Origin of the sequence: Gordonia bronchialis DSM 43247, from assembly GCF_000024785.1 — a bacterium.
Classification (GTDB): domain Bacteria; phylum Actinomycetota; class Actinomycetes; order Mycobacteriales; family Mycobacteriaceae; genus Gordonia; species Gordonia bronchialis.
This window is the reverse complement of the sequence record NC_013441.1, coordinates 1,461,123-1,480,372: the sequence shown is the minus strand read 5'-3', so window position 1 is coordinate 1,480,372 and position 19,250 is coordinate 1,461,123. Positions and strand designations below refer to the sequence as shown.

Below are 19,250 nucleotides of genomic sequence, written 5' to 3'. Positions count from 1 at the left end.
ATGGCACCCGCACTCCCCCGTCGTACCGGTCTGGCCCCTCGCTGGCGTGACCGCCTCGGTTATGCGCTGCGGCCCGGGTGGACCCGCACGGTTCTGGTGCGCCGCGGCGCATCGATCGTCCTGTTGGTGGCCGCCGTCGCGGTGGGAGTCGCCGGGCAACGGACGACCGGTGAGCAGCCGGTCCTGGTAGCCGTCCACGAGCTGCGGCCCGGACAGCCGTTGACCGCAGAGGACGTGACGGTGGTGCGCGTTCCGTCATCGCTGATGCCCGACGGCGCGCTCGTCTCACCCGCCGAAGGCCTCGGCCGGACGGTGGCCGGCCGCGTCCGCGTGGGTGAGCTCGTCACCGACGCGCGCCTGCTCACCGCGCATCTCCCGGCCGACCTCACCGGCCTCGACGACGCTCGCCTGGTCCCGGTCCACCTCGCCGACGAGACACTGACGTCGCTGCTGCGATCCGGCGACGTCGTCGACGTGCTCTCCCCGGAAGCCGAAGTCCTTGCCCGTGGTGCGGTGGTGGCACTGCCCGCCGGCGACGCCGGCAGCGGCGGGCTGACCGCACGTTCGGCGACGCGTCCCGTGCTATTGGCGATGGCCGAGGCGTCGGCGCATCGGGTGGCCGCGGCCGGACTCGACGCACCGCTCGCTGTGGTTCTGCACTGAGTTCGACGCCTCAATAGGTGACGACATCTCGGGACACGAAACACGCTTTCCGGCGAAAAAGTGCGATTGGTTTACGATCCTGGATAGGGTTTGTGCGTTCGGTAGTGCCATTGCCGAGTTCGCAGAGTCGCGAAACCAATCGAATTGCCGAGAACAAGATAGAGCGGAAACACCGAGGAGAGGCCGCGCACCGTGCTCAAGGGATTCAGGGAGTTCATACTCAAGGGCAATGTCGTCGAGTTGGCCACCGCGGTCATCGTCGGTACTGCCTTCACAGCGATCGTCACCGCCTTCACAACAGGCATCGTCGAACCGATCATCAACTCGATCCCGGTCGGGACCGACGCCGCCAAGGGTCTCGGCTTCCAGATCACCGACAAGGCGTCGACCTACGTCGATATCGGCGCTGTGATCACCGCATTCATCAATTTCATCATCATCGCCGCGGTGGTCTATTTCTTGATCATCATGCCGTACAACAAGCTCGCCGAACTCGGTGGATTCGGCAAGAAATCCGAGGTCACCGAGGTCGCGCTGCTCACCGAGATCCGCGATCTGCTCGACCCGGAAGGCAGCTCGGCCGCGAAAGAGCACGCCGAGGACAACCTTCCCGATCATTTGTCGGAACCGGCCGGACCGCCCTCGGGCGGTGAGGCCTACCCGCTGGCCGGAACGGCCGCCGGCGTGGGCGCGGCCGGGACCACCCAGCGCATCAGCACCCAGCCCCCGTCGGCGCCCCAGTCGGCGCCGCAGGGACCGCCGTCGGGTCCGCTCTCCGCTTCCCCGTCCGGCCCGGGTGGCCCGGGCGGACAGGGTGGACAGGGTGGACCGATCGGCCAGCCGCCCTTCCCGACTCCGCAGCCGGCCCCCGGTAGCTATCCCCCGCCCGGCAATTACCCGCCTCCGGGTAACTACCCGCCCCCCGGCAACTACCCGCCTCCGGGCTCCGGCGAGGCTCGTGGCACGCAGTATCCGGGCGACTACCCACCGGATGGCCCCGGTCGGCACTCGCGCTGACCCACCGACCAGATCGGCCCTCACCTGATTGCAGGTGGGGGCCGATCTTCATGTGGCCGGTCGGTCTCCCAGTGGGTTGACAGCGCGACCGGCAGTGGGCGCCAAGGTTGGCTCCCTACCTTCATCAGAGTCGGTGCGGGACACAACGCAGTCCCTCCCGGCCGGCCCGCAGGGGGCCGCGTCTTCTCTCAACGGAAGGCGCAAACGAACACAGGAGGTAGTCACATGCCACAGCAGCAGCGTCCCGGTAACCGTTTCGACGGCGGCCCGCAGGGCCGTCCGGACGGTCGCCGTCAGCCCCGCCGCCCGGCGCCCCGTCGTCGGCCGTGGCTCGGCTTCTTCGGAAGCTGATCCGGCGAGCCCACTGCCGGATCGGTGATCGCCAGGACGCGGCGGTCACCACCACTGAGCGCGGCCCTGCACCCCCGACGCAGGGCCGCGCTCACGCGTCTGCACCTCCGATGTGGGTCATCCGACCGAGCTGAGTTGAATTCACAGGAACCCGCCTGAATTAGCAGGACATTCACAGGCGATCAGCAGAACCGCAGGTCACTGCGCCGACCAGTCAGAATCGCTGTCCCACACCATGTTCCGGAGCTTCCGTTCGAGCGAACCAATCTGACGATATCGGCTCTCACACCCTTGAGCACTCCTCATCTCGGGGCTACGTTCCTTTCCGTACCGGTATTCATCGGCACGATCTGCTGTGACGGCGTCATCCGACACGGTCACCGGACGAAGGAGAATGAGATGCCCCCACCCCCACCCCGTAGGCCCGGTGGACCTGACGGCCCCGGTGGACCTGGCGGCCACGGCGGACCTGGCGGCCACGGCGGACCCCCGCCGCATCATCGCGGTCACGGTGGCCCCCCGCCGCGTCGTCGCGGCCCTGTCGGACCTCCGCCACGTCGCCCTCGCCCGCCGTTCTGGTGGGGCAGCTGAGCGTCGTCAGCCCACCTACAACGAGTCCCCGTCGCTGGAGCGACGGGGACTCGTCTGTCTCGATGTGCGGCGAACCGCTGGTGTGGAGGACGGTGCCGATCAGCGGCGCACGAGCCGCGCGTCATCCACCTCGACCGTGTAGTCGGCGAGCGCGGCAACCTGTGGGTCGTGGGTGATCAGGAGGGTCGTGCGGGACCTTGCGAGACGGCACATCGGCTCGATGATGCGGGCGGTGGTCTTGGCGTCGAGGCCGGTGGTGGGTTCGTCGAGGATGAGCAGCGGGGTGTCGCGCAGGAAGGCGCGGGCCAGCGCGATGCGCTGGCGTTGCCCGCCGGAGAGGTTGGCGCCGCGTTCGGCGAGCCGCGCGTCGAGTCCGCCGGGAAGTCGCTCGATGAACTCGGTGGCGTCGGCGGAGTCGGCCGCGCGTCGGATCTGCTCGTCGGTGGCGTCGGGCCGGCCGTAGGCGATGTTCTCGGCCACGGTGCCGCCGAACAATGCGACCTGCTGCGGCAGAACCGACATGTGGGCTCGCAGCGTCGGCAATCCCAGTGATCGAATGTCGTTGTCGTTCAGCGTGATCGATCCGGTGTCCGGATCGTAGAAGCGTAGCAGTAGGTACGTCAGGGTGCTCTTGCCCGCACCGCTGGCGCCCAGGATGGAGACGAAGTCGCCGTCGGCGATGGTCAGGTCGGCGTTGTCGAGGACGCGGTGCGTCGATCCCGGATAGCTGAAGCCGACGCCACTGAATCGGAAGGCCGCGGTGTCCGCGACGGGACCCATCACCGGTTCGGTCAGCATCCGGGCGGCGTCGTCGTCGGAGGCGTCGGCGACGACGGTCGGGTCGTCGAGGGCGGGGTCGTCGGCATCAACGATGCCCATCGGGGCGTCGAGCACCTGGGCGACACGTTCGGCGCTCGCGGTAGCCGAGGTGACGTCGACGACGAGCGAACCGAGCGTCTGGATCTGCGGGTACAGGTATCCGAGGTAACCGGTCAGCGCGATGAGCGTCCCGATGGTGGCTCGTCCGGTGGAGATCTGCCACGCGCCGAAGGCGAGGACGGCGATCATGCACAACACTTCGGCGATGGTGACGGCTTCGGCGAAGGCGGCGTTGGCCTTGATCTCCGACATACGGGCATTGCGCCAGCGCCGGGACTGCCGAAGGACGCGAAGCCGGTCGCGGCCCACCTGGTTGTCGGCCTGGATCGCAAGCGAGTTGGTGAGGCCCTCCTGGATGAGGGTGCTGATCTTGCCGTTGGCGTAGCGTTCGCGCCGCGACGCGCGTTTGACCACCACGCCGAACCAGCGGGCGATCACCCACAGCAGCGGAGCGAGAACCACCGCGAGCAGGGCCAGATCCCACTGGGTGACGAACGCTGCGACCGCATAGATCACCAAGCTGACGATGGCGACCACCGCTGAGATGAGGCCCGACGAGAGCAGGCTGTCGATGGCCTCGACGTCAGAGCTGTGCCGGGCGATGAGATCGCCGGTGTCGAAGCGGGAGCGCGTGTGCGGAGCCAGTCGCTGGGTATGGGCGTACATCTGATCCCGCAGCCGCAGCAGCACCTTCTCGGTGACCGCGCCGCCGAGAACGTTCCCCGCATAGGAGAGCACGGCGCCGATCAACGACACGGCCACCCAGATCAGCATCGGCTCGGTGAGTGCGCCGAGATCGCCGTCGACCAGTACGTTCTCGACGATGTAGGCAAAGACCGCCACGGTGATGACCGTGGTGCCCACCTCGAGGAGGTAGAGCACGATGGCCAGCACGAGCTTCCATCGCTCCCCCACCAGCAACGGCGAGAACCGGCGCATGGTGGTGATGACGTTGAGCGGATCGGGGCGGCCGGTGATGCCGTCGTCCTCGATACCCGCGGAACCCTCACGCTGGGCGGCGTCCTCGGCGAGGTCGTCCGGACCGACGGCCGAAGGGCCCCGAGCGGGCGACGACTCCGCCGAGTACCCGTCGACGTCATCGGAGTCGACGCCGAACTCGTCGAACTCGGTCTCCGTCTCATAGAGCTCATCCGGTTCCGGAGTCACACTCCAGCGAGACCTCCGCAACCCGGCCATGCACTCACTCTCTGCTCTCTGTTGAGATCGACTCTGGCAGCCTATCCGCGACGCGCCACCGAACACCAAGCGCGAAGGCCTGATTCAGCGACCGCACAGCAACTCCGCACCGGTCCCCCAGTTCTCCGGCTGGTCCACCACTTTTCGGCAAACTGATCCACCCCGGCTTTTCCGGAGAGCTCAGGTTGTGAGTGCCCCCTCCGGATTGAGGGTGCGCATGTGATCGTAATGGAGTCGCTCAGCGTGGTCGGGGGTGAGGTCGTCGCAGTAACTGTGTGGGCGTTCACGGTTGTAGAACGCCACCCATTCGGCCGTGCCCAGTGACAGTTCGGTCGCGCCGTGAAATCGCGGCTGGTTGTCGACGAGTTCGTTCTTGTAGTCAGAGTTCACCGACTCCGCGAGCGCGTTGTCGTAGCTATCCCCAACGCTGCCAATAGAAGCCGCGATGCCTTCCTCGGCCAACCGCTGCCCGAACACAATCGCTGTGTACTGCGATCCCGCGTCTGAATGGTGTATGAGTCTCGTTAAATCAACTACACCGCAACGCTTTCGGTTGTCTATCGCGTTGTTGATGGCATCGGTAACCAGGTTCACTGTCATTTCCGAGGCCACTTTCCAGCCGACAATCTTGCGGGCGAACACATCGATGACGAACGCCGTGTACGCCCACCCCGACTTGGTGCGGCAGTAGGTAAAATCGGCTACCCACAACCGATTTGGTGCCGCAGCATAGAACTGTCTGTCGACCAGATCCGCCGGCCGCGACGCTGCCGCATCAGGGATGGTCGTACGCACTCGCTTCTTCTTACTCGCGCCATGCCATCCCATCTCCCGCATCACTCGTTCAACAGTGCATCGAGCAACATCAATACCACTGCTGCGCAATACTATCCATGTCTTGCGTGAACCCAGAACCCGCATCAGCGGTCGCTTCCGGCGCAAAGCGAAGATCGCATCGATGACCTGCGCATCGGCGAACATGCGGGCGCTCGGCCCGCGGTTGATGTGATCATAGTAAGTGGACGGGGCGATGTGGATACCATGCTCGCAGAGCACGGCGCACATCGAATCGACGCCCCAGACAAGGCCATCCGCACCCACCTGGTGTCCCTGGTGAGTGCGGATGAACTCCACAATTAGCGGTGTGGCCGGTCGATCTCGGCCGCGAAGAAAGCCGACGCCGCCTTCAGGATCCCGTTCGCTCGTTTGAGCTCGGCCACCTCGCGCTTGAGTCGTCGAATCTCCTCGCTATCGGCCTTGGCTGGCGCGCTGGCGGCGCCCGACGGCGCCTTGCGCACCCACTGGCGAACCGTCTCCGCCGAGCCGACTCCGAGCAAATCCGCAGTCTTGCCCATCGCCGCCCACTCGGTGGACCCCTGAGCCACCAACTGCTCGACCATGTCCACCGCGTCGCGCTTCAACTCATCCGAGTATCGCTTCGATCCTGCCACTGCCATAGGTTTCATTCTCCCTTGAGACGAACCCTCCGGAAACACCGGGACGGATCAAACCCACCGGCTGACCAAGTGGTGGGTTTGTCGAAAGGTGGTGGGCGACCGTGACGACCGCCTACTCGGAGCATGAGAAAGCCGAAGGACGGAAACCCTTTCGGATTCCCGCCCTTCGGCGAAAGTGCTACTCAGCGAGTGATCAGCCCAGGCTGAACGGCTTGCCGTTGAGCACGGTGACGCTCTTGACCGAGTCGGTCGAGACGGTCACCTGGATACGCGGGCGAGCCGAGGCGTAACCGGCGCAACCATCGACACCGAACTTCTCCTGGCTGTAGACGACGCCACCCTTGTTGCCCTTGAAGGTGTAGTCGTTGACCTCGTAGTCCTCGTACGCGGTGCTGTCACCCGAGGTGGTGTTGATGACCCACACGGTCTTCACCTGGCCGGGGCCGAGGGTGACCGCGCCGGTGATACCGGTATCGCTGTTCGGTCGGAGTCCATCCTTCGTGGAGTCGACGCCGCCATAAGCTCCGGCTTCCGCTCCAAATGTGACCTGGCACCCGACGTCGTAACCCACCTTGATGGATCCACCGTCAGCCTTGCCGCCCACGTTGACGCGCACCTTGCCGCTGACCCAGACCTCACGCGAGGTCTGGACATTGGTGACTGCGCGCTGATGGTTCGCAAACTGGTCGAACAGGGTGACGGTGATGGGAGTGCCGTCGGCAAGCGTCTTGGTGATCTTGCCACCCGGCAGCGGACCCGCTGCCGCGACACCGTCGCTGAGGGTCGCGACACCCATCACGGCTGCGCCGGTGATGGCCGCGCCGGCGACCACGCGGCGCGTGATGTTCTTCTTCATGATTCCCCTTCGTGGAATATCGATCTGCTCAGGGCAGATAAGGCTCGAGAGTTGGTTATCTGCGCCCGGTCAGTTGATGCTGAAGGGCTTGCCGTACAGGGTGGACTGGATGAGTGTGCCCTCACCGTTGACGGTGCCGTCGTCGGTGTTGTAGCCCTTGGCCGCAATCACCTTAACCGCCGAACGGGCCGACGCGAATCCTCCGCAGCCATTGAGGTTGAAGGAGAGCTGGGAAAGCTGGATGCTCAGCGGCTTATCAGCCTTGAAGTCCTTGTCGGTGATGTCGACCACGGCCACCTGCCCTGGCGACAACGGAATCGTCAGCGATCCGGACACGATGTTCTCCAGTCCGAACGTGAGTGCGCCACCGAGACCGAGCTGGATACCCTCGACGTTCACCTGGCAGCCGATGATGTACTTCACGGCAAGGTTGCCGTTGACACCGCCTGACGCTTTGGTCTGGTACGTGCCCGAGAGCACGAAACCGCGCGCCGCTGGGTTGTTCGCGACGGTGCCGATCGCATAGGCGCTCTCATTGGTGCGCCAGGTCTGCACGACCTCACCGTCGATGCCGGTGGCCTTCTTGTAGCCATTCGGCAATTTTGCTGCGGCGGCGTCGCCCGCCCCCATGCCGGCCAGGCCCAGGGCCGCCACCGACGCGATGGCGGCTGCGCCGACTACCCGGCGCAGTCCGAGCTTGCTGAACTTGCTCATTCGTTCCCTCTCACAGGATTCGGCTGTACTTCCCGCGGGCACACGCGTACCCGCAAGATTGACCCTCGGTCGTCCCCGGACTCTCACAGTATGCGCTAAGCCGTGTCTTACGCATGGCTTACCAGACAGTAAGAATCCGTGAACTCTGGTCACTGCTGCGTCGTCACTCGCGACAGATCGCAGAACTCCCCCCGGGTCCCCACCTTTGGGCACCGAGCGTTGTCGGGGCGAACGTTATCGGAGCGATATCAACACCGGCAACAGGAGGAATCACGCGTGTTGGAACCCTGAGACTCGCGATCGTGAATCTCACATCCCGCATAGGCGAACCTGAGAATGTTAACGAAAGGAAAACACGCTGATGCGGGTATGTCCGCACATATATGCGTCATTCGTAATGCGGGGGACGCTGTGATTCGTACCAGCCCCGTGAGCGCCCACTGTGATCTTCGTCACGTTCGTCCGAGGTGGTCTCCGGGAGTTCGTCTCCAAAGATCTCGTCGCGCATTCGACGACGCTTCCCGCGCCGCAAACTATCGTCAGCGTCACAGTTCACGGCGGGTTTTTGGCCGTCGTCGGAGTTCTGGGTCATCGAGTCTTCACCCACTGTTCACCCCTTACGCCCGCTCGTTGAATCGTGCATGGGTTTTCCGCAATATTCCGCTGGCTGACCAGGACGGGACGGAGTGGGTGCGCGGGTGGTTGCCGGGGCCTTCGTGGCTCGTCGCTAGAGCTCCTCAGGCAACGTGGGAGACGCCTCAGAACTCGCTGATCTTCTCGATCACGAACTTGGCCAGCGGCGCGACCGTGGCCATGCCGTCGCGGACCGCTGCCCGCGAGTTCGCGATATTGACCACCAGGGTCTGACCGGAGATGCCGGCGAGGCCGCGGGAGAGCCCACCGTCGGTGGCGCCGGCGGCCAGACCGGAGCTCCGGACAGCCTCCTCGATGCCCTGCAGCCGACGATCCAGCAAGGGTTCGGTGGCCTCCGGAGTGACGTCGCGGGCACCCACGCCCACACCGCCCACCGACAGGACCAGGTCGACGCCGCCGATCACCGCGGTGTTCAGCGCGTTGCGGATCTCCACCTCATCGGCGGAGACCGCCACGGTGGCGTCCACGTGGAAACCGGCCTCGGCCAACAGTTCACCCACCAGCGGGCCCAACAGCCGGTGATCCTCGCCGTGGGCGGCGTCGTCGTCGACCACCACCACCAGGGCGCGGCCCACCTCGGCGTTCACCTCGTCGGCGGCGTCATCGGTGTGGCGGGCGACGAACTCGCGCGCCGCCGCGTCCGCGGCGACGATGTCGGCCGGATCCACGTCCCCGGCTTCGGCCACATCAGCGCCGTAACGGGCGGTGGTCGTGGTTCCGCCGGTGGCGGGAACTCGGGAAGTGGAGGAGGTCATTGGTGCACCTTTCTCAAGACTCGCTGGACTTCATGGGCGGGGCAGATCAGTTGGGCGTCGACAACTCGCTCAGCGTCACCGGCACGGTCTTCGACTGGCCCTGGTAGCTGTAGGTCACATTCACGCGGTCACCCGGGGCGTACGAGCGGATCGCCGCCACCAGCGCATCGCCGGAGGTGATGACCCGGTTGTCCACCTTGGTGATGATCGCACCCTTGGGGATGCCGGCTTGAGCGGCCGGGCCGCCCGGGGTGACGTCGTTGACCAGGGCGCCGGGTGAGTCGGCGTCGGCGTTGGGACGGACCGTCACGCCGATTCCCGCGTGGGTGGCCTTGCCGGTGTCTTTGAGCTGGTTCGCGACGCGGATGGCCTGATCGATGGGGATCGCGAAGCCCAGGCCGATGCTGCCGGTCTGCTGCTGCTCGCTCCCGCCGAGGGTGGCGATGGCTGTGTTGACGCCGATCAGCGAACCCCGCGCATTCACCAGCGCACCGCCGGAGTTACCGGGGTTGATGGCAGCGTCGGTCTGGATGGCGTCGATGACCGAGGTGGTACCCGATTCACGCGAGGTGGAAACCGGCCGGTTGAGCGCGCTGATGATGCCGGTCGTCACCGTTCCGGCCAGGCCCAGGGGTGAGCCGATGGCGATCACGTTCTGACCGACCGCCAGGTTGGCCGACGTGCCGATGTTGATCGGTTTGAGGTCGGTCCGATTCACCTTGATGACGGCGATATCGGAGATCGGGTCGGCACCCAGGACACGTGCGGGGGCGCGCGACCCGTCGGAGAAGTCCACCGTCACCTGACTGGCCGGACGGCTGCCGCCCGCGCTGACCACGTGATTGTTGGTCATGATGATGCCGTCGGCGCTGAGCACGATGCCCGAACCCTCACCGGAGGTGCTGCCCTCGGTGACGTCGATGGACACCACCGACGGCAGGACGTTGGCGGCCACCTCCTGCACAGATCCGGCAGGCGCGGCGACCGGATCATCACCGGTGTTCTTGTCACCACCGAGCGGAGTGTTGGCGGCGGTGTTCTTGACGTCGTCGTCGGTCACTTTGGCGGTGACGAAGCCACCGACCCCGCCGGCCACCAGCGCGAGCAGTACCAGCCCGAGCGCGAGGAGCGCCTTGCCGGCACCCGAACGCTTCTTCGGCTCGGTCCGGGTCTCAGGCAGCGTGCCGGGCCCCTGGCCGGTGCCGGCAGCGGGAAATGCCCCCGACGGCGGTTGGTTGCCGGTGCCCTGCCCGAAGCTGTGCGTCGAACCCGGCTGGCTGTATGCCGACGGGATCTGCGCGGTCGGGCCCTTGGCATACGCCTCGGTGGGACCGGGCTGTCCGTAGCCGGGTTGGTGCGAGCCAGGTTGGCCGGCCCCCTGGCCGTAGGCGGCTGTGGGTCCCGCGCCGAACGGTGAGCTCGACGGCGGCTGCTGATACGACGCCCCCGGCCCGTAGGACGCCTGGCCGAACCCACCCGCGCCGGGCCGATAGGCCTCGGTGGGACCCGACTGGGCAAACGGGTCACCCTGCCCGGGCGCACCGAACCCTGCTCCGCGGGAATGGGATCCGTAGTTGGCGGCGCCCGGCAGTTCAGAACCCGGAGCCGACGGCGCGCCGTAACCACCGGCGCTGTGCGAGCCGTGGGGCGGCCCGGACACGGTTGTCCCGTGCGCGCGCGTCGCCGAGTCCGGATCACCCGCGCCCGACGCCGGCGCGCTTGGGGTCGCTGCGCCGGAATCCGGCCGCGACTGCTCGGCGTCGGGCCGACCGTAGTCCAGGCCGTGGGCCGGGGTGGCGGCATCAGAGCCGGAGGTCTCGGCAGCGCTCGCCGACGCGGAATCCGCGTCGGCGCCGTTGCCCGCCCCACCCGGATGCGCGTCTGGCCGTCGCGCACCCTCGGACCGGTCGTCGTCGAACGGACCGCCATCTTGCGAACCGCCAGTGGTCATCGCCAGTCTCTTTCTCCTCGGGTCCGGTCGGTATGACCGGACACGTCAGCAAACGCAGCCGAAGTGGTCGTCGCACCCTGGTGGGCGGACTCCCGCGGTCAACACTAGGTGATCAGGTACCTGGCCACAGCGAGTCATCCACGGCGAGCGGATCCGCGTGGCCGCTCACCTTACTGACGAACCACCTGTGGTGATGGTTCCGCCGGTGTCGCCCGCCCCGGCAATGTCATTCGGATGAGTGCCCCGCCGAGCTGCGACTGTTCGGCCCGCACCGAGCCACCGTGGCGCATCACCACCTGCCGGACGATCGCCAGTCCCAGACCCGAACCGGGCATCGACCGCGACTGCGTCGACCGATAAAACCGCTCAAACACCAATTCCCGGTCTTCGGCGGGGATACCCGGACCGGCGTCGGCGACGGTCAATTCGGCCGTGGAGATCGCCACCTGATTGAGTTCGACGATCACCGAGCGTCCGCGCGGGCTCCACTTGGCGGCGTTGTCGAGCACGTTGAGCACCGCCCGGCTCAGACCGTGTTCCTCCCCGAAGACGAACCACGGAGTCAGCGTCGTCTGGAAATCGACGTCACTACGCCGGCGCCGAACCCGTTCGAGGGCATGCTCGATGATCTGCACCAGATCCACCTCCTCGTAGACCACCTCGGGTGCATCCTCGCGGGCCAGATCCACCAGATCGCCGACGAGCGTGGACAATTCCTCGATCTGGGCCATCACGTCGGAGCGCAACTCCACCATGTCCTCGGTCGGCACCGCCGGGGCGCCCGGTTCGCTGGCCGCGATGAGCAACTCGAGGTTGGTGCGCAGTGAGGTCAGCGGGGTCCGCAGTTCGTGGCCGGCGTCGGCGACCAGACGGGCCTGCCGGTCCCGTGACGTCGCGAGCGCGCCGAGCATCGTGTTGAAACTCTCCGTCAGCCGCGCCAGCTCGTCGTTGCCCGACACCGGGATCGGCGTGAGGTCCATTGTCCGCGAGACCCTTTCGGCCGCGCGCGTGAGCCGGGCCACCGGGCGCAATCCGGCCCGGGCCACCGTGGTGCCGGCCAGCGCCGCCAACGCCACACCCCCGCAGCCGACGATGAACAACACCCACGCCAGACGTTTCAGCACCCGGTCGGTGTGCAGCAGACTCTGCGCCAGGATGAGGGTGTTGCCGTCGTCGAGTTTGCGGGCCAGCACCCGCTGATTGCGGACGGTCCGCAGACTCTGCAGGTTGTTCCCCGGCGAAGCCTTGGATCGGGCGATGTCGCGTTCGACGTTCTCGAAGGGCACGTCGCCGATCAGATATGTCTGCCCGTTGGGCCGCACCAACGCCACCGAGATGTTGGTCGAGAACACGGTGCCCGCCACCAACGACTCCGGACGGTCGTCGAGCAGACCCGTCTTGGCCAGCGCGGTCATCCCGTCGGCGCGGCTCTCGAGTTGCTTGTCGACCTCGTTGTACATCGCACGGTAGACCACGAAGTACGCGGCACCGGCCATCAGACTGACCGAGACCAGCACGACCGTCGCCGAGAGCATGGTGACGCGCGTGCGCAACGACACCGCGCGGGTCAGCGGGATCGGGGCCCGCATCTCCCGATTCTCGTCGCGCCCCGACCGCAGCGCCCGCCGCATCGACCAGCCGGACAGGCGCTTGCCCTGATCAACCACTACGAACTCGTCACCACTACGGCGGGGTCTCCCGCAGGACGTATCCGACGCCGCGCACCGTGTGGATGAGCCGGTCCTCACCGTCGGCCTCGGTCTTGCGGCGCAGATACCCCACGTACACCTCGAGGGCATTGCCGGAGGTCGGGAAGTCGTATCCCCACACCTCTTCGAGGATGCGGCTGCGCGAGAGCACCCGGCGCGGGTTGGCCATCAGCATCTCGAGCAGCGCGAACTCGGTGCGCGTCAGACTGATGTGCCGATCACCGCGGGAGACGTCTCGGGTCACCGGATCCAGTGAGAGGTCGGCGAAGCGCAGTGTCTCCGAGTCGGCCTCCTCGTCGGGGACGGCGCGACGCAGCAACGCCCGCAGACGGGCGAGCAGTTCTTCGAGCGCGAAAGGTTTGGGGAGATAGTCGTCGGCGCCGGCGTCGAGTCCGCTGACCCGCTCGGACACGGTGTCCCGCGCGGTCAGCACCAGGATCGGCAGGTCGTCGCCGGCCGACCGCAGCCGCCGGCAGACCTCGAGCCCGTCGAGGCGCGGCATCATCACATCCATGATGGCGACATCTGGACGGTCGGAGACGATCTTCTCCAGCGCCTCGATACCGTCACCCGCCGTGTCGACCGCATAGCCGTTGAACGTCAGCGACCGTCGGAGCGACTCACGAACCGCCCGATCGTCGTCGACCACAAGGATGCGCATGCCTACAGTCTTAACCGGATCGGCTGAGATGTGTCTGAGCAACGCCGAAACGACTGCGCACAGCGGCCGCGCACCCCTGTGAGATCACGTTGACAGGTGCGTAACCGCGAGCGCAGAACCGCGAAACATGTGTTCCGGACTCTTGGAGGCGTGAGCACCACCTCCGTCGAATCGTTGTGCGCCTACTGCGGCGTCGGGTGCGGCATGGTCCTCAAGGTCGCCGTCCCCGAGACCGACGGTGACGCCGGTCTGCCGATCGTGAGCAAGGCCGTCGGCCGCACCGACCATCCGACCAACTTCGGCCGCCTGTGCACCAAGGGATCGACGACGGCGGAGATGCTCGCCGCCGGTGGACGACTCGACGCACCCCGGGTGCGGGCCGAGCGGGGCGCCGAGTTGGCGCCGGGCGACCTCGATCAGGTCATCACCGACACCGCCCGCCGGTTACGCGGCATCGTCGACGACCACGGTCCCGATGCGGTCGCGCTCTATGTGTCCGGCCAGATGTCGCTGGAAGCGCAGTACCTGTCCAACAAGCTCGCGAAGGGCTTCATCGGCACCAATCAGATCGAATCGAACTCGCGGCTGTGCATGGCCAGCGCCGGTACCGGGTACAAACAGTCGCTGGGCTCCGACGGGCCGCCCGGCTCCTATCAGGACTTCGATCACGCCGATGTCTTCCTCGTGATCGGCGCGAACATGGCCGACTGCCATCCCATCCTGTTCCTGCGCATGATGGACCGGGTCAAGTCCGGCGCCACACTCATCGTTGTCGACCCACGACGCACCGCGACCGCCGACAAGGCCGATCTCCACCTACAGGTGCGTTCGGGGACCGATTTGGCGTTGCTCAACGGACTGCTGCACCTGCTGATCGAAGGCGGGCACCTCGACGAGGAGTTCATCGCCGAGTACACCGACGGATTCGAGCAGATGCCCGACTTCGCCGCGCAGTATCTCCCCGGCACGGTCGCCGAGATCACCGGCGTCGCCGAGGACGACCTGCGTCGGGCCGCCGAACTGATCGGCACCGCACGCAACTGGATGAGTTGCTGGACAATGGGACTCAACCAGTCCACGCACGGAACCTGGAACACCAACGCGCTCATCAACCTTCACCTCGCCACCGGCGCGATCTGCCGGCGCGGCAGCGGGCCGTTCTCCCTCACCGGCCAGCCCAACGCGATGGGCGGACGCGAGATGGGTTACATGGGACCGGGTCTGCCCGGCCAGCGCTCGGTGACCTCCGACGACGACCGCGCCTTCGTGGAGAACATCTGGGGCGTGCCGCCGGGCACCATCCGCACCGACGCCGGCGGGGGCACCATCGACATGTTCCGCCGCATGGCCGACGGCGAGATCCGCGCCTGCTGGATCATCTGCACCAATCCCGTTGCCTCGGTGGCCAACCGGAAAACCGTCATCGAGGGCCTCGAACGTGCCGACCTCGTCATCACCCAGGACGCCTTCGCCGACACCGAGACCAACGCGTACGCCGATGTGATCCTGCCCGCCGCACTGTGGACCGAATCAACCGGCGTGATGGTCAATTCCGAACGGAACCTGACACTATTCGAACCTGCGGTGCCCGCCCCCGGACAGGCCATCCCGGACTGGCAGATCATCGCCCGCATCGCGTCGGAGATGGGTTACGCCGACGCCTTCGACTACTCCTGCGCCGAGGACATCTTCGACGAGATCCGCCGATTCGCCAATCCCCGAACAGGTTACGACCTGCGTGGTGTCACCTACGACGAACTGCGCCGAACCCCGATGCAGTGGCCCTGCCCGCCCGGCGCCGACGACCGCAACCCGATCCGGTACCTCAACGACGGCCGCAGTCAGGAATTGCATCGACGCGACGACGGCTCGGTGCCGCGCCTGGCGTTCGCCACACCCAGCAGGCGTGCCCAGTTCTTCGCGCGACCCCACATCGACCCCGCCGAGATGCCCGACGACGACTACCCGTTCCTGCTCAACACCGGACGCCTGCCACATCAGTGGCACACCATGACCAAGACCGGGAAGGTCGCCACCCTGAACAAGCTGAACCCAGAACCGTTCGTGGAGATCCACCCCGACGACGCCACCGCCCTGGACGTCGCGACCGGCGATCGGGTGGAGGTCGCCTCGCGGCGCGGTCATGCCGTCCTTCCGGCCAAGGTGTCCAACCGGGTGCAGCCCGGCAATTGCTTTGTGCCCTTTCACTGGAACGACGTCTTCGGCGAACACCTGGCGATCAACGCGGTCACCTCTGACGCCATCGACCCGGACTCGCAGCAGCCCGAGTTCAAGGTGAGTGCGGTGACGCTGACCAAGGTCGCCGACGCCGAAGCCTCCCCACCGTTGGTTGAGCCGCGACTGGCGAGCGAAGCGAGACAGCCGCGTGTCGAAACCACAGCCGGCACACTCCAGGCAGACCTCGCCTCCGCCTTCGGAATCGCCGACGTCACACCGCCATCGCTCACCGATTCCGAACGACGCTACCTGTCCGGTATCGTCGCCGGCGTGGCGGCCGGGACCCCGGGGGTGCCGACGATCCCGCCCGGCGCTCCCCTGCGCGACGACGTCGCGGTCTGGGCCGCCGGCATTCTGGCCGGCATGTTCTCCCGTGCGCCACAGCAGCTTCCGCCGTCCGAACCGATTCCCATCGAGCAACCGGCCGACACCATCACCATCACCTGGGCCTCCCAGATGGGCAACGCCGAGGAGTTCGCCACCGAATGCGTCGCGCGGGTCAAATCGACCGGGGCCGCGGTCACGGCGGCACCCATGGACGAACTCGACATCGGATCATTGCGCGGCACAACGTTGTTCGTCACGTCCACCACCGGGGACGGCGATCCACCCGACAACGGTGCAGCCTTCTGGGACGCACTCAACGCCGACGACGCGCCCGACCTGTCCGGCGTCGAGTATGCGGTCCTCGCCTTCGGCGACTCCAACTACGACGACTTCTGCGGGCACGGACGGAAACTGGACGAACGCATCGACGCCCTCGACGGTCGGCGTATCGTCGAACGCGCCGACTGCGAACCGGATTTCGAGGACACCGCGGGCGGCTGGCTCGAAGCGGTCATCGCCCGACTCGGCACCCGAGCTCCGGGCAGCTCGACGACACCCGAACGGGTCACCGTGGTCAGCGAGCCCGCCGACTCGGCGGCGGCCCCGTCGGTGCGCACCGCGCCCTCCTACTCGCGCAAGAACCCGCTCGTCACCACGCTCACCCGCAACCTCCGCCTCAACCGCGACGGCTCCCAGAAGGATGTGCGCAACTTCGGGTTCCGGCTCCCGGCGGACACCGTGACCTATCAGGCCGGTGACGCGCTGAATGTATGGCCGCTGAACAACCCGGCCCTCATCGACGAGTTCCTCGACATCACCGAACTCGATGCGGCGCATCTCGTCTCCGTCGGCGGCGACGAGATGCCGCTGCGCCGGGCACTACGCGAGCGCCTCGAATTCGCGCGCGTCACACCAGATCTGGTGAAGTTCATCGCTGAGCGGTCCGGGTCGTCGGAGTTGCACTCGTTGGTCGCGGCGGGCAACAAGCAGCAACTCACCGAATGGGCCTGGGGCCGACAGTCGGTGGACGTGCTGGCCGACCACCCTGTGCACGCACCGGCCGAGGACTGGCTGAACGTGATCAAACCGCTGCTCCCCCGGTCGTATTCGATCTCGTCGAGCCCGCTGGAACGGCCCGACGAGGTGCAGCTCACCGTGTCTACGGTGCGGTACAACCACTTCGGCACACCACGCGGTGGTGTCTGCTCCACCTTCCTCGCCGACCATGCCGAGAACACCGACATCGGCGTCTTCGTCACCTCGACAACGCATTTCCGGCCGCCCGCCGACCCCGACACGCCGATGATCATGATCGGCCCGGGCACCGGCATCGCCCCGTTCCGCGGGTTCCTCCGCGAACGCGAAGCTCTCGGTCACGCCGGCCGCAACTGGCTCTTCTTCGGCGAACAGTACTCGGCCACCGACTTCTACTACCGCGATGAGCTCACCACCATGCTCTCCGACGGCCTGCTCACCCGCCTCGACGTCGCCTTCTCCCGCGACCAGGACCGCAAGATCTACGTACAGGACCGCATGCGTGAACACGGCGAAGAACTCTATCGCTGGCTCCACGACGGGGCCCACGTCTACGTCTGCGGCGACGCGGCACGGATGGCCAAGGACGTCGATGCGGCCCTGAAAGGCATTGTGGCCCAGCATGGCCGGCTGTCACCCAAGAGCGCGGAAGCCTACGTCAAGGCGCTGGCCGCAGACAAGCGGTACGTGCGGGACGTGTACTGACACTTGCGGGCACAACCTCCACAGATAGACCTCGGCATGCGAAATTCCGACGCGCCGAGGCGTATCCGTGTGGTTTGTGCCCAACGATCGTAGTGCCGGCACTCACCGACCGGTCCCGGCTATCCACAACGGCACATGTCATGTGCATCGACTTCGGACCTGCGGCCGGGAACCTGCCACGGTCGGCGGTATGGACCCGCACGTTCGATCCGCCCTCGCCCGCGGCCACGGCGTGGCCTCCTGGCGAATCCTGCAGGCCGCCGGGATGACCCGCGCCGAACTCCGACAGGCCGTACGTGCCGGCACGCTGCGCCCGGTGCGCCGCGGCTGGTACGCCACCGACTCCGCCCATCACCTGGTGGTGCAGGCGGTGAGCGCCGGTGGAGTCCTCAGCTGCGTGTCTGCCCTCGCCCTGCGCGGCGTGTGGATCCCCGAAACATGCCGCAATACCACCCACGTCCGTGCCACCGAGACCGCCCACCGGACCTCGAAGACTCGCTTCTGCCGACAGCACGGCCGACCGCAGGCCGAGGACGGCTCTGTCGACGACGTACCGACCGCGCTGCGGCATGCGATCCGGTGCCTCGACGAGGAGAGCATTGTGATCATGCTCGATTCGATCCTCAACCTCCGCCTCCTGTCCTTCGAGGAGATCACCGAGTTGTTGCGGGACTGTCCGGGCGACGTGCGTGCTCTCCTCGACAAGACCGACCGCGCGGAGTCCGGCACCGAGACGATGGTCCGGTTGCGGTTGCGCGCCCGCAACCTCGGGCTCACCCCGCAGGTGACCATCCCCGGCATCGGACGGGTGGACTTCCTGGTGGGACACCGGTTGATCATCGAGGTGGACGGGGCCGCCTTCCATCTCAGTGCGCACCAGTACGAGCGGGACCACCACCGCGACCTGGTTGCCCACGCGCTCAACTACATTCCACTGCGACTCACCTACGCACAGGTCGTCTACGAGTGGGAGGAGTGCGAATCGATGATTCTCGCCATCACCCGGCGCCGAGAGCACCTGCGACAGCCCCAACGGTGGGAGTCACCCGCCAACCTGGGCACAAACCCCACCGGCTAGCCCCAGCGTGGCACATATGACCGCGCCGGACCCTATACGTGGAGGTTCTGCCCGGCCTCAGACCCACACCAGGATCTGCCCGTCCCGATCCTCGGCCCGGTACACCCCCACCGCCCCGACGTCACCGTTTCGGCAGCTGCCGTCGCCGAAGGAGAACGCGTACTGGTGGAGTGGGCACACCACAGCGCCGAGATCGAACTGGCCGTCGGCCAAGGGACCACCCCGATGGGGACACACCGCGTCGGTGGCGTGCAGGGTTCCGTCGGTCATCCGGAACACCGCGATCTGCTTGCCGCCCACCACGTAGGCCCGCCCCTCGCCGAGCTGCAGGTCCTCCATCGCGCCCACCGCGACGGCAGCGCTGCGCCGGGAGCGAAACGAGCGGGCCGAATCGACACCACCCGCCGACATG

General features: G+C 66.7%; 15 protein-coding genes. 6 read left to right on the top strand and 9 right to left on the bottom strand.

Annotated features, from left to right (window positions below; all coding sequences use genetic code 11):
• The 4 genes from GBRO_RS06920 (at position 1) to GBRO_RS26280 (ending at position 2,764) form a co-directional block, all read left to right on the top strand.
• On the top strand, positions 1-663 hold the full coding sequence (locus tag GBRO_RS06920; RefSeq protein ID WP_012833259.1) for an SAF domain-containing protein: 663 nt from the start codon (positions 1-3) through the stop codon (positions 661-663).
• A 192-nt stretch (positions 664-855) separates the two neighbouring features.
• Positions 856-1,680: a large conductance mechanosensitive channel protein MscL gene (gene mscL, locus GBRO_RS06915; protein WP_012833258.1), complete on the top strand. Its 825-nt coding sequence runs from the start codon at positions 856-858 to the stop codon at positions 1,678-1,680.
• Between the two features lie 225 nt (positions 1,681-1,905).
• Positions 1,906-2,031: a hypothetical protein gene (locus GBRO_RS27355; protein WP_012833257.1), complete on the top strand. Its 126-nt coding sequence runs from the start codon at positions 1,906-1,908 to the stop codon at positions 2,029-2,031.
• Between the two features lie 427 nt (positions 2,032-2,458).
• A complete protein-coding gene (locus GBRO_RS26280) occupies positions 2,459-2,764 on the top strand; it encodes a hypothetical protein (protein ID WP_041919772.1) in 306 nt (101 codons plus the stop codon).
• On the opposite strand, the gene GBRO_RS06905 is transcribed toward GBRO_RS26280, so the two are convergent.
• The 8 genes from GBRO_RS06905 to GBRO_RS06860 all read right to left on the bottom strand — a co-directional run bounded on the left by GBRO_RS06905 (position 2,722) and on the right by GBRO_RS06860 (position 13,455).
• Positions 2,722-4,668, bottom strand: coding sequence for an ABC transporter ATP-binding protein (locus GBRO_RS06905; RefSeq protein ID WP_012833255.1), 1,947 nt, complete (start codon positions 4,666-4,668; stop codon positions 2,722-2,724). The two genes, GBRO_RS26280 and GBRO_RS06905, sit on opposite strands and share 43 nt — an antisense overlap.
• Positions 4,669-4,878: 210 nt before the next feature.
• Positions 4,879-6,149, bottom strand: a protein-coding gene (locus tag GBRO_RS06900) for an IS3 family transposase (protein WP_085950389.1) whose coding sequence is annotated in 2 segments (ribosomal slippage) — positions 4,879-5,873 and positions 5,873-6,149 — 1,272 coding nt in all. Because the reading frame shifts where the segments join, the coding sequence is not laid out codon by codon here.
• A gap of 199 nt (positions 6,150-6,348) precedes the next feature.
• Positions 6,349-7,011: an MspA family porin gene (locus GBRO_RS06890; RefSeq protein WP_012833254.1), complete on the bottom strand. Its 663-nt coding sequence runs from the start codon at positions 7,009-7,011 to the stop codon at positions 6,349-6,351.
• A 69-nt stretch (positions 7,012-7,080) separates the two neighbouring features.
• Entirely contained in the window at positions 7,081-7,725 is a 645-nt protein-coding gene (locus GBRO_RS06885) for an MspA family porin (protein WP_012833253.1), read from the bottom strand.
• A 758-nt stretch (positions 7,726-8,483) separates the two neighbouring features.
• Positions 8,484-9,134 carry a MogA/MoaB family molybdenum cofactor biosynthesis protein gene (locus GBRO_RS06875; RefSeq protein ID WP_012833252.1) on the bottom strand — a complete coding sequence of 217 codons (651 nt, stop codon included), beginning with the start codon at positions 9,132-9,134 and terminating at the stop codon, positions 8,484-8,486.
• A 46-nt stretch (positions 9,135-9,180) separates the two neighbouring features.
• Positions 9,181-10,725, bottom strand: coding sequence for a S1C family serine protease (locus tag GBRO_RS25160; protein ID WP_370452947.1), 1,545 nt, complete (start codon positions 10,723-10,725; stop codon positions 9,181-9,183).
• Between the two features lie 530 nt (positions 10,726-11,255).
• A complete protein-coding gene (locus GBRO_RS06865) occupies positions 11,256-12,716 on the bottom strand; it encodes a sensor histidine kinase (RefSeq protein WP_041920303.1) in 1,461 nt (486 codons plus the stop codon).
• Positions 12,717-12,768: 52 nt separating this feature from the next.
• On the bottom strand, positions 12,769-13,455 hold the full coding sequence (locus GBRO_RS06860) for a response regulator transcription factor (RefSeq protein ID WP_012833249.1): 687 nt from the start codon (positions 13,453-13,455) through the stop codon (positions 12,769-12,771).
• Positions 13,456-13,605: 150 nt separating this feature from the next.
• Between GBRO_RS06860 and GBRO_RS06855 the strand changes: the two genes are divergently transcribed.
• The gene (locus tag GBRO_RS06855) at positions 13,606-17,760 is read left to right on the top strand and encodes a bifunctional nitrate reductase/sulfite reductase flavoprotein subunit alpha (RefSeq protein WP_012833248.1); all 4,155 of its coding nucleotides are present in this window, start codon (positions 13,606-13,608) and stop codon (positions 17,758-17,760) included.
• A 190-nt stretch (positions 17,761-17,950) separates the two neighbouring features.
• A complete protein-coding gene (locus GBRO_RS06850; RefSeq protein ID WP_012833247.1) occupies positions 17,951-18,838 on the top strand; it encodes a type IV toxin-antitoxin system AbiEi family antitoxin domain-containing protein in 888 nt (295 codons plus the stop codon).
• A gap of 57 nt (positions 18,839-18,895) precedes the next feature.
• Here the strand turns inward: GBRO_RS06850 and GBRO_RS06845 are convergent, their stop codons facing one another.
• Positions 18,896-19,249, bottom strand: coding sequence for a Rieske (2Fe-2S) protein (locus tag GBRO_RS06845; RefSeq protein ID WP_012833246.1), 354 nt, complete (start codon positions 19,247-19,249; stop codon positions 18,896-18,898).
• Position 19,250: the final 1 nt, after the last annotated feature.

Coding starts and splice junctions, on each gene's coding strand:
- GBRO_RS06920 (WP_012833259.1), top strand. CDS start 1: ATGGCACCCGCACTCCCCCGTCGTACCGGTCTGGCCCCTCGCTGGCGT.
- GBRO_RS27355 (WP_012833257.1), top strand. CDS start 1,906: ATGCCACAGCAGCAGCGTCCCGGTAACCGTTTCGACGGCGGCCCGCAG.
- GBRO_RS06890 (WP_012833254.1), bottom strand. CDS start 7,011: ATGAAGAAGAACATCACGCGCCGCGTGGTCGCCGGCGCGGCCATCACC.
- GBRO_RS06885 (WP_012833253.1), bottom strand. CDS start 7,725: ATGAGCAAGTTCAGCAAGCTCGGACTGCGCCGGGTAGTCGGCGCAGCC.
- GBRO_RS06875 (WP_012833252.1), bottom strand. CDS start 9,134: ATGACCTCCTCCACTTCCCGAGTTCCCGCCACCGGCGGAACCACGACC.
- GBRO_RS06865 (WP_041920303.1), bottom strand. CDS start 12,716: ATGCGGCGGGCGCTGCGGTCGGGGCGCGACGAGAATCGGGAGATGCGG.
- GBRO_RS06860 (WP_012833249.1), bottom strand. CDS start 13,455: ATGCGCATCCTTGTGGTCGACGACGATCGGGCGGTTCGTGAGTCGCTC.
- GBRO_RS06850 (WP_012833247.1), top strand. CDS start 17,951: ATGGACCCGCACGTTCGATCCGCCCTCGCCCGCGGCCACGGCGTGGCC.
- GBRO_RS06845 (WP_012833246.1), bottom strand. CDS start 19,249: ATGTCGGCGGGTGGTGTCGATTCGGCCCGCTCGTTTCGCTCCCGGCGC.